The sequence below is a fragment of the Neorhizobium populisoli genome (genome assembly GCF_019430945.1).
Taxonomy (GTDB): domain Bacteria; phylum Pseudomonadota; class Alphaproteobacteria; order Rhizobiales; family Rhizobiaceae; genus Neorhizobium; species Neorhizobium populisoli.
Genome location: NZ_JAHYCB010000011.1, coordinates 119,875 through 133,545 on the forward strand (window position 1 = coordinate 119,875; position 13,671 = coordinate 133,545).

Consider the following 13,671-nt stretch of genomic DNA (forward strand, 5'->3'; position numbering starts at 1 on the left):
AGATGGGCCGTCCACGTCTGGTTCCCGACAGAGCTTTTCCAGCCTACGCGTATCTGCCGGGCCGGCATCCGCATCCTGTTCGCGATCCAGCAGGACATAGTTATCAAATACAGCCTGTCCATGTGGTCGCCAGGGTTGGATCGGAGGAGTTCTCCTGGGGCGCAGACCTGTTCAACCACGGCTACTACTGGGAAGCCCATGAGGCTTGGGAAGGGCTGTGGCAGGTAGCCGACAAGAGCAGCGAAATCCGCTCTCTATTGAAGGGCCTGATCCTGCTCTCAGCCGCAGGCGTAAAAATCAGAGAGGGCAAGCGTCCTGCAGCCGGGCGCCACGCAGGACGCGCGGCGGTGTTGTTTCGATGCCTGGGGAAGGTTCAGCAAGATGATTTTGAACGAGGGCTCGGCCTTCGGCTGAAAATGCTTGCTGACTACGCGGCGGTAACCGCAGCCGCTCCACGGATATTGCTGGGAACCCACGGGGGTCAGCCTGAGCCGGTCTTTGAGTTCATCCTCGGACGCGAATTTACGCCCACGAAACCACTTGGCGCGGGCAGAAGTGCTCAAGGCATCTGATCGGCAACTAGCCGGCAGGTTTCGGGCGTGTCCGGGGCTTCGCCTTCTTTGGCGCGCTTATTCCAAGTTCTCGGTTCAGCTTTTTCAGCGCGACTTTGCGCGTTCGCCGGATGCCTTCGGCCTTTTCACGGGCTCGTTTCTCGGAAGGCTTTTCATAATGCTCCCGAAGGCGCATCTCTCGAAACACGCCTTCCTGCTGCAACTTCTTTTTCAGAAAGCGCAAAGCCTGATCAACATTGTTATCCCGCACCAGAACTTGCAAGCCGTGCTCCTATCTATCCGCCGCTGGCCATCCATACGCGGACGGCTGGCCGCTTGCAATATCAACCCAGGAGCCGGAAACTCTATTGACCAGATGCAGCTAAGAAACATTGGCAGCGCCCGATTTCGAGACATTCTCGGTTTCAATGAACCACAGCTAAAGCAGCAATACCTGCTTCACCGGCTGCCCGTATCATGGCCTCTCTTAGCCGACCGGGTTCGGTCAGCCCGACGATGACGTCGAGACAAATCTTGATGGCGTCGTAAAATTGCTCGCCATCGTCCACAGGCCAATAGCGCAACAAGACTTCAGCTGCACGCGCAGTGCGAAAGACTGCCCGGTTGTTCTTTTCAGCGAAGAATAAAATTATCGGCTCAAACCGCCGGGAGGAATCCCACTTCATGGCGCCTGGCCCCACAGGACAATTCAAGATGGTAATCGGTGATTTCTACCACATCCGTTGGATAAAAAGAGATCATCAAACCCTGCGTTGGGGCGCAGGCTGTGAAGCGAGTTTTCGAACCTCAGGACCGAGAAGCCTGTTTGCGGGTTTTCTGGCGGCGCGATGGTCGCAAAAGGCAGGACCCGGCGAGCGTCTAGGACTAAGGGTTCAATCATTCCGAACCGTTCCGGTTCGTCTGATCTACAACGTGGAGTAACTTTCGCACAGCCTGCGACGTACAACGATAAAGAATGAAACCATGGTGTGAAGTCGGTGTTGACAGCGAGATCGACAGCAATGCTACGACGACTGTGATAGCCCAGGTGGATGTGCGGTCAATCCGATCTCGCCAGCTGGTCATCCTGCCCGTGCCACCCCGGTAGTAGTGGATGACTGCATTGACCTTCTCAGATGAAGTCACCGGCAGAGGCGGGCCAGTCCGGTGTTCGATATCAGTTTAAGTTCCCGGTTACGCTTCGATCAACGTTTCCATGGTCCAAATCCTCCAAAGCCGCATGTTTTAAAAGCCCAGTTTTTCGGCCTATATCGGCCAGACAAGCAGTAGCATCGGAACGCTCACGATGAGAACGATGAAGGACAGGGGCAGTCCCAAACGGGCGTAGTCGCCGAACCGGTATCCACCAGGACCCATCACCAGGGTATTGCACTGATGCCCGATAGGCGTCAGAAAATCACAGCCGGCGCCGATGGCGACCGCCATCAGAAATGCGTCCGGCTGAAACCCCAGCTTTGACGCGAAGGTGGCAGCGATCGGGGCCATAACCAGAACGGTAGCCGCGTTGTTGAGAAACGGTGTGACCGCCATGGCCGCGACCATGATAAGCGCAAGAGCACCATAGGACGGTAACATCTCGGCCGTCCGCGACAGCAAGTTGGCGATGACATCCGTCGTTCCGGTGGTTTTCAGCGAGTCACTGATCGGAATGAGTGCTGCAAGCATGATCAGGATTGGTGCGTCGAGATGGCGATACACCTCACGCAGGGGCAAGGACCCGCTCACAACCATAAAGAACGCGGCCGCGAAAAAACCGGCCGCAACGGGTACTCCACCGAACGCCGTTGCGGCCATCGCAGCGGCAAGGATGAGGACAGGGAGGATGGCGTTTCGGGCACTGCCCAGTTTTAGATCTCGTTCGACGAGCGGCAGGCATCCCCATTCGCGCAAAAGATCAGGTAGGGCTTGCAGATCTCCCTGCAGCACGACGACATCGCCGTTGCGGATCTTGATCTCTCCTAACCGTTCCGTGAAACGTTTGTCACGACGGCTGACCGCGAGAAGATTGAGGCCGGTATTGTCGAAGAGCGAAACGTCTTTCGCGCTGAGGCCGATAAGACGTGAATGCTCGCCGACAATCGCTTCGACAGAGGTGATGTCCTTGGCCTCATCCGGCGCGACCACGCGATCGGACAGCTGAAGCTTGGCCTCACTGACGATTTTGTCGAGCGCGCTTTGCTCACCCTCGATGATCAGAAGGTCGCCGTCTTTCAGAATGGTATCAGGAAGCGGGGTTCGCTTTTGACCCCCTTCGCCGATGATTGCCGTGACCATCGCGTCGCCACCACCCGGTTTCTGTAGCCAACTCACCGACTGGCCGATGGCCGAGGACGTTATCCGGGCCTCGGTCGTATAATTCTTGATCTTAACGGCCTCATCCATTGAGGCCTCCTGCCGCGCTCGTTCTGGAAGCAGTTTGTAGCAGAGGCCCAGAAAGAGAACGCCTGTGACCGTAAGCGCCAGCCCGACCGGAGTGTAGTCGAACATGGTGAACGGCTGCCCGGTGATCTCTTCACGAACCCGCGACACGATGATGTTCGGCGATGTTCCGATCTGCGTCATCAGTCCGCCGAGGAGAGACGCAAACGACATCGGCATCAAAAACATGGACGGCGACACGCTCGACTTCCGGGCCATCTGCATGGCGACCGGAATCATGATTGCGAGGGCGCCAATATTTTTGATGAACGCGGATAGCACGGCGACGATAAGCACCAGAATGATCAGCTGCGTCCGCGGGCCGCGCCGCTCCGGCGACAGCCGCCGCAACGCGACGTCCATAAGGCCTGATCTTGAAATGGCGGCGCTGACGATGAGCGCGCTACCGACAATAATGACGATATCATCTGAAAACCCCGAAAAAGCGTCATGTGCCGGTACAATACCCAAGGCGATTGCCGCCAGTAGGGATCCGACAGCGACCACATCGTACCGATATCGCCCCCATACGAAAGCGCCCATCATCAAAGCGATGATGAGAAGAGAAAGCCATTGATCTGTGCGCATGTTTGCATCCTGATGGGTGCTACCAAACGCGCGAGACGCGAATTAGATGCCGCGGGTCGGCACGATTTCCGCCGCCGGGATAACTAACGTCTTCGGTTACGTTGGCTGACCGCCTATTCGACTCGCTTACGCTACACAAGGCGATTTCGAGCGAGACGGTTATCAGATTGAACGCATCTGTAGGTCCAATAAACCCACCGGAGATCGGCGCGGCCTGTGCAATATCTCTGACACCGCGACAGGGATCAGGTTTGCGGGTCTTAGACTCAGAAAGAAGGGTGCGAAATCGGACGGGAGTCTAAGAGCGCGCTAACTGCTTGCGGCACGCGAAGCAAATTGCCTATGATGCTAATGGGCGGAGCAGCAGGGGCCTGGGTGGCATTCTCGTCTTATGATACATTACAGCCAGCAGATCTCCGCTTCCTCCGAGCGGTGTTGGACGAGGTCTGCGGTGAGAGATCAATTTCGCTCGATCTTCCAGACGCGGCGACGATCGCGCGCGACCTCGTGAACAGGTATCTGTTCAGAGTGAAGCACCAGTTCAACTGAAGAGGATGCTCGAACCGCTAACAGCTGAGGTGTGCTTCGGCTGATCGCCTGCGTGTCCGCATGGCGCCGGTCCAATCATTCGGCCGTAGCTCCAGCTATTGCCAGCCGCTATGCGCGCGACGGTCCCCTCCCTGCTTCACGATCAGGACTACTGCCGCAAGGCAAGACGCTGTCTTGTTGTCCCTCGGACCTCGACGACTGCCAGAATGCGTGAACAGTTCAAATACGCATGGGTCATCTAATCTCTGGGCTGGAACAAATGGCGCAGAATTGTCTTGAATGGGTTGTAGCCGCGGCGGCGTTCGCCGCACGACATCTTTTCTCAACCGGAGATTCACCACATGGCGACCAAGACATTGGAAGACCTTTTCATCGACGGCGTGAAGGACATTTACTACGCCGAGCGCAAGATCGTTGCGGCGCTGAAGAAGATGATCCGCGGCACGCAGTCGCAAGAATTGAAGGCAGCCTTCGAAACTCATCTTCAGGAGACAGAGGGCCAGGTCGAGCGCCTCGTGCAGGTCTTCGAGATCCTCGGCAAACCTGCTCGTGGCAAAACCTGCCCGGCCATCGACGGTATTGTCGAGGAAGGACAGGAGATCCTGGAGGAATTTAAGAACTCTCCGGCGCTTGATGCCGGTCTGCTGGCCGCCGCTCAGGCTGTCGAGCACTATGAGATCGCTCGGTACGGCACGCTTCGTAACTGGGCGCGCGAGCTTGGTAAGGAAGACGTTGCCCAGCTCCTCGAACAAACTCTGGCCGAGGAAGAGAAGACCGACGAACTGTTGACACAGCTGGCCGACGCCAAGGTCAACAGGAAGGGCAAGTCGAAGGCAGCTTGATAACGGCTGGAGCGGTACCGCTTGAATGCCGCTCCAGCTCCTTCTTGGGATGCCTTGGATGGGCGGGCGAAATGTCTCGAACCGACGGATTGTGTCATCGATTTCGCTCAGTCGCTTCGTCCTCGCGCCGTTCTGCAATAGGATGTGACCATGCGTTTCGCTCGAGATAACGGACTGACGATCGTTCTTGTCGTTTTATCGCTGCTGACAGTCGCGGGCATGCTTTTGACTGGCTGGAGCGTTTACAACGAAGAGCTCGCCGAGCATGGAGCCGAGCATCTTGCGCTTTCAAGCTACGCTCTCTCTGGCCATTTTCTATCCGCCATCTTCGAGAACTGGGAGAGCGAGTTTCTCCAGATGTCGGCTTACGTGATGCTGACGGCTATACTCTTCCAGCGCGGCTCGGCGGAATCGAAGGATCCTGACAAACCTGCCTCACAAGACGGAGACCCGAAACTGAAGCAAGGTGATGCAAAGGCCCCAGGGCCGGTCCGGACTGGTGGCATCTCACGCGCCGTTTACTCGTACTCGCTAGGGATCGCGCTAGCGCTCCTATTCATCCTGAGCTTCCTGCTGCATCTTCGGTACAGCGCTGAGGACGCCAACGCCGAGGCACTCATGCATGGCGAGCCGGCTTTACCGATCCTACAGCATCTTGGAAGTGCGCAATTTTGGTTCGAGTCGTTTCAGAACTGGCAGTCCGAGTTTCTGTCGACGGCGGTCCTGGTCGTCCTGTCGATCTTTTTGCGCTTCAGAGGATCACCGGAGTCCAAACCTGTGGCCGCGCCGCATTCGGAGACGGGCAGCTGAAGCGAGAGGCAATAGGTCTGACTAGCAGACGGGTGTTGGCGTTCAGAATGCAGATAACTCGGGAGGCCGCTATTTCCACGATACCCACCAAAAAACCGGTCGTTGTGATCACGGGAGCATCAGCCGGTGTCGGACGAGCTGTAGCGTTGCAATTTGCCAGGCATGGATGGCGCGTCGCCCTTATGGCACGGGGGAAACACCGGCTTGAGGCGGTGGCGTCAGAAGTTCGGGCAGCCGGCGCCGAGAGCCTCGTGCTCCCGGCCGACGTTGCGGATGCCGAGTGTGTGGAGGCTGCGGCATCTACGGTCGTAAATAGGTGGGGGAAGATCGATGTCTGGATCAACAACGCGATGGTCACCGTTTTTGGGCCAGCCGAGAGTATAGCCCCCGACGAGTTCAGGCGAGTTACCGAGGTCACCTACCTTGGTCAGGTTCACGGAACTCAAACGGCTTTGAAGCACATGCGTCAGGTTGGTGGAGGGAGGATCGTTTGCATCGGGTCGGCTTTGACTTATCGATCCATACCGCTACAGTCGGCCTATTGTGGAGCGAAAGCAGCAATTCGGGGATTTGTCGACGCGCTGCGCTGTGAGCTTCTTCATGAGGGCTCGCCTATCATGATCACCATGATCCATCTCCCAGCAGTGAACACGGAGCAATTCAGCTGGGCTCGCTGCAAGATGGATCGCGAGCCGCGTCCTGTTGCGCCGGTTTTCACGCCGGAGGCAGTGGCCGACGAAATCTATCGGGGTGCTCTCAGTGCCCCACGTGAGCTCTGGGTAGGGCGTCCAACGGTCAAGGCCATCCTTGCTGGCCTCATCCTCCCTGGCCTCACCGACAGGCTGGCGGCCCGTACCGCTTTCGAGGGACAGCTCGATGGGAAGCTTAAACAATCCCGGCGGCCGGACAACCTGTTCGACGCAGTGGATCCGTCCGCAGTGTCGGGTGGCCGGTTTGGCGACGAGGCGTCACCGGCGGTCGGATCCGTTTCAGGATCGAAGGCTCGCGCTGCTTTGGCAGTCGGAATTGGCACGATGATGTTGGCCGCCGTTTTAGCAAGCCGGCGTCTGAGAATCCGGTGATCCCTGCTATAGTTTTACCTACAGTCGGATTAGGATGTGAAGAGATGGAGAGGTCATGACAGATATCCGTATCAAGGGGAGGGGCAGCAGAGAAGCCCTTGAAGAGCACCTCGCTGAACTTGACAAGGTTGAGCTACCCGACCCGCTCGAAGATACTGAACCGGACCTTGATGCCGCCGCTAAGGAGATAGCGTGGTTGCGAAAAGAGGTCGCCGATCTGCGCGAACAGGTCCTCACAACTCACGGACGAACAAGGAGCATGGTTCGAAGCCGAAGCCACAAGCGCTTGGGGCTCCGAATTGCCGTGGTGATCGCCTCTGTACTTGCTTTTTCGAGGATGGCTTAGCGGCCCACTAGTGATGCCGCGAGCAATCTCCATTCAAAGGAGCTGTCTCAGTAGCTTAGCCCTTGTAGGCGACTTTGACGTGGCGACTTATCCAGGGGTCGACCGCTACTCGGCTCCACGAGATGACATAGCCGCGAGGAGTGAGCCGGCGGCTTTCATCAAACACGGCCTTCAAGCAGGCAGCCAAGGCGCCCGTCTGCAGGCTAGGAGCCTTTTTCTCCGACGCCTCTTCATCAGCAACGTCTTCGACTTGCTCGGCCTTCTCAGCGAGCGTCTTGCTCATTTTCCGCAAGGACTCTTCGTCCAGCTTTTCGATCCCGACAAATCTTGTTGTGTGCCTGCGATGTCAGGATAAGTTCATCGAGCTTTGCCTGAAGGGCCTTGCCGTCTCGATTTGCAAATCTTGCAGCACGAAACCATGAGAAATGTAATGATGGTCGTGCTCGTATTGATGACGAGCTGCCACGTCTCCGAGAAGCCGAAGAACGGCCCGGACAGGGCCCAGACCACGACGAGCCCAACCGCCAGAACAAAAGCGCCGGCTTTTCCGGAAAGGTCCGCAACTGTGGCAGCGAATTCGAAAACAGTTTCGACATCGGAATCTCGCAGGTTTCTGCCGCAGCGGCGAAGACAATGTTGGACCTTATCAGGCGCTCCTCGTCAAAACCCGGTTCGGCGCCCATGGCGGATGACTACGCACACGATTTCGCTGCAACACTCTACCAAATTGCCGCAGCGTATCGCTTTTCTACCCAGCTTGATATCAGACGGATTTTGTCCACATCTGAATATATCTTGTCCGCTGAACCCAAAGACGCCTATCTCGTTCAAGTCAGGTTGGCGGCTAAAGCCGTCATTCAATCGAGGAACTCGACAACGACACCCGGCTTGACCATTTCCGCCAATTCCTCGACATCCCAATTTGCCAATCGAACACACCCGTGTGAGCCGACCTTGCCAATCAGCGCGGGTTCAGGCGTGCCGTGGATTCCGTAAGTCGGCTCAGTAAGATCGATCCACACCGTGCCCACAGGACCGTTCGGACCGCCTGGCAGTTCCAGCACCTTTTTGTTGTTGCCCTGCTGGAAGTTGACCTTGGGGTTGTACGTGTAGACAGGCATGCGGGAAACGCCCTTGACCTTATGCGTACCTGACGGCGAGGGCGTGTCCTCGCTGCCAATGGTCGCGGGATAAACGGCCAGCAGCGATCCATCTTCTGCGTACGCGAACGCCTGCGCCACCTTTCGACGCACTTCGATCCGTGAGACGGAACCGATCTTTGAGCCGCTTGGGATCGCAACGGCAACCGTCTCACCAGCTTTGAATGCAGCCGTCGGATTAAGCGCCTTGAGAAGACTGATGTCCATGTGAAAGCGTTCGGCGAGCTTCTCGGCGACGCTGGTATAGCCGAGGCGCTTCATTTTTGCTTGTTCGGCATAGTCTTTGGGAATGCTTTCGACGATATCCTTGGCGTCATCCACGGTGATCGCATAGGCCTTAACGGCCGGGACTTCGTCGTTCAACCGTGCGAGCACTTCGAGATCGAGCTTTCCATCGACGGGGAGGCCTTGCAACGCTTCGAATCCGGCGATGGCCTCGGTCAGGTTATCTCCAAAGTACCCGTCGATCACTCCTGGCGATGCCCCCGCACGGTCGAGAAGCACCTGAAGATGGACGACGGCCGGTTCCGGGGCTTCCGGCTTTTCCGCCGGGGCTACGATCGGAACGGACGAGATAGCCGTCGTGTTGACGGCCTGGGCATCGATTGGAGCTGCGAACGCCTGACCGCAAAGGGCGGCCAGGGCGGCAGAGAAGGCCAGACGTCTGAATGGATATCTCATGCTCAGACAGCTGTCGGGGGTGTATTTTCGAGCTCTTCGTCGGCTGCGGGAAGCGTCCCATTCGGCGTCAGATCATCGACGGCCCTTGGCAGATCCTGACGCAGCCGGCCGAGAATGTCCTCGCGTGACAGTCCAGTCTTTGTCGCGAGTTCATCGAGGATCTCCGGTCCAATGGCTTGCTCCAATTCGGCGTGGTCGATGTTGGCATTGGGGCCGGGTCGAACCCAAGACTCCGCCTTATCGCCGTGCCCGTTCTGCTGGAAGGTTTTGAGCAGGTCGCCGAGACCTCCGCTCAGAATGCCACCGGATGTCATCCCGCTGAAGAGATCCCCGAAACCGCCTTGGCCGGCAGCCAGGCCCCGAGCAGGCCACCGAGCCCGCCCTCGTGCTGATTAGGTTCCCCTGGTGCAGTTCCTGGACCGCGTCCGGTTTGGATTCCGCGCAGCAGTTCGCCGATCTTGTCCCTGTTCTGGTAGCCGGCGAATGCAAGGACGCCGAGCAGGGCTTTCAATGGACCGCTTATCATGGTGAGAGCTTTCAAAAGTTGAGGCTGCGAAAGGGCCACTGCTGCCAGAGGCCCCTTAAAATCAGATCGTCCGAGGGGTGTCAGCGAGCAAAAGCGCCTTCTTGGCGCCGTAGGAACCGCCAAACCGGCCGGCGATTGCTCCTAGCAGAAGTGCGATGAAGCCCAGGATCGCGCCGGCCGACACTGCCTTTGTCGCGGTCTGGGCCGCGTCGAGCGCCTTCTGCTTGGCGGCGGCAATGTTGTCGCGGTAGGTCTTTTCATACTGGGCGACCTGAGTGCGCGCCTGCTCGACCGGAATATTCTGGGCCTTGGCAACCGCATCGGCTGCGCGATTGCGGGCGTCGGCGGTTGCTTCATCACCGGTGACTGCGGCTTGAACCGCTGATACGGCAGCATCTCGAAGTGCGGCTGGATCATTGCCGCCGGATGCATTGCGGATCTGCTGCTCGATCCCGGCCATAGGGTTGGCTGAGTTTGCCAGAGCGTGAGCGGCGGTCGTCGCGGCGGTAGCAGCCGTTTGGCCGACGCCACCAACGATACCGGAAAGGCCGCTGAAGGCACCACCAATCAGGGTGCCGACCGAGGTGGTCAGAAGATACAGGATGACCAGCGTAGTAACGGCCCAGGTGGTGACGCCTTGATATAGCCGCCGGTCGAATGACTCGGTCGACCCGAAAGCCGGCTGGCCGCATAGCCGCCTATAAACGACGCAATGATGCCGGCGACGACGAACCAGAGCCCGCCAGCGATCGAGAAGGTGCTGGCCGCGGGATTGTCATATTGGGCGGGATCGATGACCGCGGCGCCGATGCCGACGCCAAGGAGATTGAGCAGGAACTGGACAGCCAATGCCAGAACGACACCCGCAAAAATCGGTCCCCAGGATGCCTTGTTCAAAGACGCTGTGAGCGACGGATCGACATAGGCTGTTTCACGCGTCGTGTGGACGTAGACCGGTTCGGTCATGGCATTATCCTTAGACATTCACGGGTTCGTGAGTGACGCGATAACGCCGAAATCGGGCGAGAGTTCCGGCAGCGGTAACTCGCGAGGCCTGCGCCCCGGTGTAAGCGGACTTTTCATGTTCGGTTGGGCCGCCTCGCCCGTTCATTTGAAGCATGGCCACGTAAGAGAGTGATGCTCGTTCGCCGATGACCAAAATGCCAAGTCGATCCACAGCGGAACTATTTCGCGATACTACGGTTCTCCGAACCTCGGCGACACCAGTCGCGTCGCACCCCAGCCCAAAGACGCAGCTCGGAATAATGGGATAACATGCAGCAGAACTGGCCAAAGCGGATTTGGATCGTACGGCACGGCGAAAGCGCCGGGAACGTTGCTCGCGATGCTGCGGATCTTGCAGGCCACTCGCGCATCGATATCGCGGAAAGGGATGTCGACGTCCCATTGAGTGCGCTTGGCGAACGTCAATCACAAGCGCTCGGCGCCTGGTTCGGCACGCTGCCGGAACAGCCCGACGTTCTCGTGGCGTCACCGTATATACGCGCTCGAAGCACGGCGGAGGCGATCGCTCGGCAGCTTACTGTGCAGCCTCAACTCACTGTTAGCACCGATGAGCGGCTGCGGGAAAAGGAGTTCGGCATTCTCGATCGGCTAACGCGGCGAGGCATCGAAGAGCTCCATCCGGATCAAGCCGAGTTTCGTCGCGTCCTTGGAAAGTTTTATCATCGACCGCCAGCCGGTGAAAGCTGGTGCGACGTGATCCTCCGACTGCGAAGCGCGCTTGATACCATCTGCCTGCATTACGCGGATCGAAGCGTCCTAATCGTCGCGCACCAGGTCGTGGTCTTGTGCATGCGCTACATCATCGAAAATCTCTCCGAGGAGCAGATTTTGGAAATCGACCGGCAGGGCGACGTTTCAAACTGCGGTGTTACGGAATATGCGGCTGAGCCTCATACCGAAGCCGGCGGCGCCCTGGTCCTGATGCGCTACAATTTTGTGGCCCCTTTGATTGAGGCAGGAGCGCCTGTAACTGCTGAAAAAGACGCGAATGTTGCTGCTCGATGAGGGACATGCAGATCATCGACCGAGACCTTCTTCATAACCTGCCGCTGCCCCAGCCCGTGGAAGGCAGCAAGGAAAAGCGCGGTCGGGTGTGCATCATCGGAGGCAGCAGAGAGGTGCCAGGTGCAGTTCTTCTTGCTGCCCTTGGCGCAATGCGTGCCGGAGCGGGCAAGCTTCAAATCGCCACCGTCGAAAGCCGCGCTGGTGCGCTTGCATTGGCGATGCCGGAGGCAATGGTTATCGACTTGCCGGAGACGCCAGCGGGTGGGTTGCAGTGCCAAACCGCAGCGTCTGCCGCGTCGAGGTGGGTCGACGCTGATGCGCTTCTCATAGGTCCCGGGATGGTGGAAGAGCCCGACTGCGATGCCATCTTGAAAAATCTGCTGGAAAGCAACATGGAAACGATCATCGTAGTGGACGCCGGAGCCCTGCCGCAGCTCAGGGAACAGGGCGACGCGCTTCGAAGACGTTCCGGACGCGTTGTCGTCACACCCCATGCAGGCGAGATGGCAAATTTGCTCGGGATCGAGAAGGCCGTCATCGAGGCTGACCCGCGAACCGCAGCAAGCCGCCTAACGGACGATTTCGGGCTTGTCGTGGTCATGAAGGGAAGCCAGACGATCATCACCGCACCAGATGGAAATTGGCAGTATGAAGGGGGTGGCGTTGGGCTTGCAACTTCCGGCTCGGGAGACGTACTCGCCGGCATCATAACGGGGCTGGCAGCGCGTGGTGCCGACCTGGTAACCGCAGCGATATGGGGCGTTTTTCTTCATGGCGAGGCAGGCGCCCAACTGTCGGAGACGGTTGGCCCGCTCGGTTTTTTAGCGCGCGAGATTCCCGACCGTATCCCGGGGCTCCTGTCTGGCCTGTGCTATCGGTCAGGCGAATGAAGTGGTAGAGCGAAACCCGGAAGAAATCGAGCAACGACGAGCGCGGCGCGCCGAGCGGCGCCAGAAACAGCGCGAAGCCAATGTGATCCGCGCGTCCAAAATGCACCTCGCTCGCGCTGCAAATGCCCCGGTCCCTGTAGCGCCCAATGACGCGGTTTCCGACGGAACACATATTGGCTGTTCCGGATGGTACTACTGGCACTGGAAAGGCAAATTCTATCCGGCAGGAACGCCGTCAAACCAGTTGTTTTCCATCTACCAAGAGAATTTCTCGACGGTGGAGCTCAACGCACCCTTTTATTCATGGCCGACGATTGGCGCGGTCAAGACATGGATGCGTCAGGCTGCTCCTGGCTTCATCTACACGATCAAAGTGTGCGAGCTCATCACACACATCAAGCGGTTCGAGAACACGCAGGAACTCGTGGAGGATTTCGGCTACATCGCCGACCTGCTCGGCTCCCAAATGGGTTGCTTCCTGTTTCAACTGCCGCCTAGCGTGCGCTATTCCCCTGAAATGCTGCATTTGATCTTATCCCAGCTTGATCCGAAGCATCGCAACGTCGTCGAATTCCGCCATAAAAGCTGGTGGAACGAGGACGTTTACGCAGCCTTTAGGGAGGCTGGGGCGATCTTCTGCTCCTGTAGCGGGCCTCGACTGCCGGACGAGCTCGTGCGCACGAGTGATGACATCTACGTCCGATTCCACGGGACACAGCAGTGGTACCGTCACGATTACAGCGATGCTGAGCTGACGGTATGGGCGCAGCGCATTCGCGAAAGTGGCGCCAAGGCCGCTTGGATTTATTTCAACAACGACCGGGACGGCAATTCGATCAAGAACGCGAAGCGGCTATCCGAGTTGCTCGAGGCAGGCGGCTAACTGACTTTGGGGAGCAAGCCAGCAGGCTGGCATGTTGGTTGACGCCACAGATCAAATGCACATGAGCTCAAGTCCGCCCAGGGAAGCCCCTCTCACCTGCCGACCGGGTCACTGCCCAGCAGAAGCCGAGGAAAGCCAAGCCGTGAACCGGGCCCATCACACGTGTCGCCTCGGAAATGCCCGCGAGATGTTTCAAAGGGACCGCCACCAGTACAAGGATGAGTAAAGTCATGGCTTCGGCGATGACAAGCCATCGAAGTGTTGTCCCGCGCTTCATTTATGTTCCTCCGAAT

At 58.1% G+C, this 13,671-nt stretch carries 13 protein-coding genes and 4 pseudogenes; 8 read left to right on the forward strand and 9 right to left on the reverse strand.

Annotated features, from left to right (window positions below):
• Positions 1–2: 2 nt before the first annotated feature.
• Positions 3–572, forward strand: a complete 570-nt coding sequence (locus tag KX729_RS25960; protein WP_219745382.1) for a DUF309 domain-containing protein — start codon at positions 3–5, stop codon at positions 570–572.
• A gap of 7 nt (positions 573–579) precedes the next feature.
• Here the strand turns inward: KX729_RS25960 and rpsU are convergent, their stop codons facing one another.
• The 4 genes and pseudogenes from rpsU to KX729_RS25980 form a co-directional block, all read right to left on the reverse strand.
• Positions 580–834 carry a 30S ribosomal protein S21 gene (gene rpsU, locus KX729_RS25965; protein ID WP_219745383.1) on the reverse strand — a complete coding sequence of 85 codons (255 nt, stop codon included), beginning with the start codon at positions 832–834 and terminating at the stop codon, positions 580–582.
• Between the two features lie 142 nt (positions 835–976).
• Positions 977–1,237: a DUF982 domain-containing protein gene (locus KX729_RS25970; RefSeq protein WP_219745384.1), complete on the reverse strand. Its 261-nt coding sequence runs from the start codon at positions 1,235–1,237 to the stop codon at positions 977–979.
• A gap of 283 nt (positions 1,238–1,520) precedes the next feature.
• A pseudogene (locus tag KX729_RS25975) lies at positions 1,521–1,727 on the reverse strand (DUF2270 domain-containing protein); the annotation flags it as partial.
• A gap of 90 nt (positions 1,728–1,817) precedes the next feature.
• Positions 1,818–3,578, reverse strand: coding sequence for an SLC13 family permease (locus KX729_RS25980; protein ID WP_219745385.1), 1,761 nt, complete (start codon positions 3,576–3,578; stop codon positions 1,818–1,820).
• Between the two features lie 890 nt (positions 3,579–4,468).
• Between KX729_RS25980 and KX729_RS25985 the strand changes: the two genes are divergently transcribed.
• The 4 genes from KX729_RS25985 to KX729_RS26000 all read left to right on the forward strand — a co-directional run bounded on the left by KX729_RS25985 (position 4,469) and on the right by KX729_RS26000 (position 7,207).
• Positions 4,469–4,969: a YciE/YciF ferroxidase family protein gene (locus KX729_RS25985; protein ID WP_219745386.1), complete on the forward strand. Its 501-nt coding sequence runs from the start codon at positions 4,469–4,471 to the stop codon at positions 4,967–4,969.
• A 150-nt stretch (positions 4,970–5,119) separates the two neighbouring features.
• Positions 5,120–5,779: a DUF6766 family protein gene (locus tag KX729_RS25990; protein WP_219745387.1), complete on the forward strand. Its 660-nt coding sequence runs from the start codon at positions 5,120–5,122 to the stop codon at positions 5,777–5,779.
• Positions 5,780–5,826: 47 nt separating this feature from the next.
• Positions 5,827–6,861 (forward strand): SDR family oxidoreductase, encoded by a 1,035-nt coding sequence (locus tag KX729_RS25995; RefSeq protein WP_219745435.1) that lies wholly within the window; start codon positions 5,827–5,829, stop codon positions 6,859–6,861.
• Positions 6,862–6,916: 55 nt separating this feature from the next.
• Positions 6,917–7,207: a hypothetical protein gene (locus tag KX729_RS26000; RefSeq protein ID WP_219745388.1), complete on the forward strand. Its 291-nt coding sequence runs from the start codon at positions 6,917–6,919 to the stop codon at positions 7,205–7,207.
• A 214-nt stretch (positions 7,208–7,421) separates the two neighbouring features.
• Here the strand turns inward: KX729_RS26000 and KX729_RS26005 are convergent.
• The 4 genes and pseudogenes from KX729_RS26005 to KX729_RS26020 form a co-directional block, all read right to left on the reverse strand.
• Positions 7,422–7,816, reverse strand: a pseudogene (locus KX729_RS26005) (low affinity iron permease family protein); the annotation flags it as partial.
• Positions 7,817–8,064: 248 nt separating this feature from the next.
• Positions 8,065–9,048, reverse strand: coding sequence for a L,D-transpeptidase family protein (locus KX729_RS26010; RefSeq protein WP_219745389.1), 984 nt, complete (start codon positions 9,046–9,048; stop codon positions 8,065–8,067).
• 2 nt (positions 9,049–9,050) lie between these two features.
• A pseudogene (locus tag KX729_RS26015) lies at positions 9,051–9,574 on the reverse strand (YidB family protein).
• A gap of 61 nt (positions 9,575–9,635) precedes the next feature.
• Positions 9,636–10,540: pseudogene (locus tag KX729_RS26020) on the reverse strand (PhnA-like protein).
• A gap of 309 nt (positions 10,541–10,849) precedes the next feature.
• Between KX729_RS26020 and KX729_RS26025 the strand changes: the two are divergent.
• Genes KX729_RS26025 through KX729_RS26035 form a run of 3 tightly spaced genes read left to right on the forward strand, consistent with a single transcriptional unit; the run spans position 10,850 to position 13,378 of the window.
• Positions 10,850–11,605 carry a histidine phosphatase family protein gene (locus KX729_RS26025; protein WP_219745390.1) on the forward strand — a complete coding sequence of 252 codons (756 nt, stop codon included), beginning with the start codon at positions 10,850–10,852 and terminating at the stop codon, positions 11,603–11,605.
• Between the two features lie 5 nt (positions 11,606–11,610).
• Positions 11,611–12,495 carry an NAD(P)H-hydrate dehydratase gene (locus KX729_RS26030; RefSeq protein ID WP_219745391.1) on the forward strand — a complete coding sequence of 295 codons (885 nt, stop codon included), beginning with the start codon at positions 11,611–11,613 and terminating at the stop codon, positions 12,493–12,495.
• A gap of 1 nt (position 12,496) precedes the next feature.
• Positions 12,497–13,378 carry a DUF72 domain-containing protein gene (locus KX729_RS26035; RefSeq protein WP_219745392.1) on the forward strand — a complete coding sequence of 294 codons (882 nt, stop codon included), beginning with the start codon at positions 12,497–12,499 and terminating at the stop codon, positions 13,376–13,378.
• Between the two features lie 67 nt (positions 13,379–13,445).
• On the opposite strand, the gene KX729_RS26040 is transcribed toward KX729_RS26035, so the two are convergent.
• Positions 13,446–13,655 carry a DUF3817 domain-containing protein gene (locus tag KX729_RS26040; protein ID WP_219745393.1) on the reverse strand — a complete coding sequence of 70 codons (210 nt, stop codon included), beginning with the start codon at positions 13,653–13,655 and terminating at the stop codon, positions 13,446–13,448.
• Between the last annotated feature and the right edge of the window lie 16 nt (positions 13,656–13,671).

Bases quoted from the DNA above. Each gene is read 5' to 3' on its own strand.
- KX729_RS25960 (WP_219745382.1), top strand. From the start codon at position 3: ATGGGCCGTCCACGTCTGGTTCCCGACAGAGCTTTTCCAGCCTACGCG.
- KX729_RS25970 (WP_219745384.1), bottom strand. From the start codon at position 1,237: ATGAAGTGGGATTCCTCCCGGCGGTTTGAGCCGATAATTTTATTCTTC.
- KX729_RS25980 (WP_219745385.1), bottom strand. From the start codon at position 3,578: ATGCGCACAGATCAATGGCTTTCTCTTCTCATCATCGCTTTGATGATG.
- KX729_RS25985 (WP_219745386.1), top strand. From the start codon at position 4,469: ATGGCGACCAAGACATTGGAAGACCTTTTCATCGACGGCGTGAAGGAC.
- KX729_RS25990 (WP_219745387.1), top strand. From the start codon at position 5,120: ATGCGTTTCGCTCGAGATAACGGACTGACGATCGTTCTTGTCGTTTTA.
- KX729_RS25995 (WP_219745435.1), top strand. From the start codon at position 5,827: ATGCAGATAACTCGGGAGGCCGCTATTTCCACGATACCCACCAAAAAA.
- KX729_RS26000 (WP_219745388.1), top strand. From the start codon at position 6,917: ATGACAGATATCCGTATCAAGGGGAGGGGCAGCAGAGAAGCCCTTGAA.
- KX729_RS26010 (WP_219745389.1), bottom strand. From the start codon at position 9,048: ATGAGATATCCATTCAGACGTCTGGCCTTCTCTGCCGCCCTGGCCGCC.
- KX729_RS26025 (WP_219745390.1), top strand. From the start codon at position 10,850: ATGCAGCAGAACTGGCCAAAGCGGATTTGGATCGTACGGCACGGCGAA.
- KX729_RS26030 (WP_219745391.1), top strand. From the start codon at position 11,611: ATGCAGATCATCGACCGAGACCTTCTTCATAACCTGCCGCTGCCCCAG.
- KX729_RS26040 (WP_219745393.1), bottom strand. From the start codon at position 13,655: ATGAAGCGCGGGACAACACTTCGATGGCTTGTCATCGCCGAAGCCATG.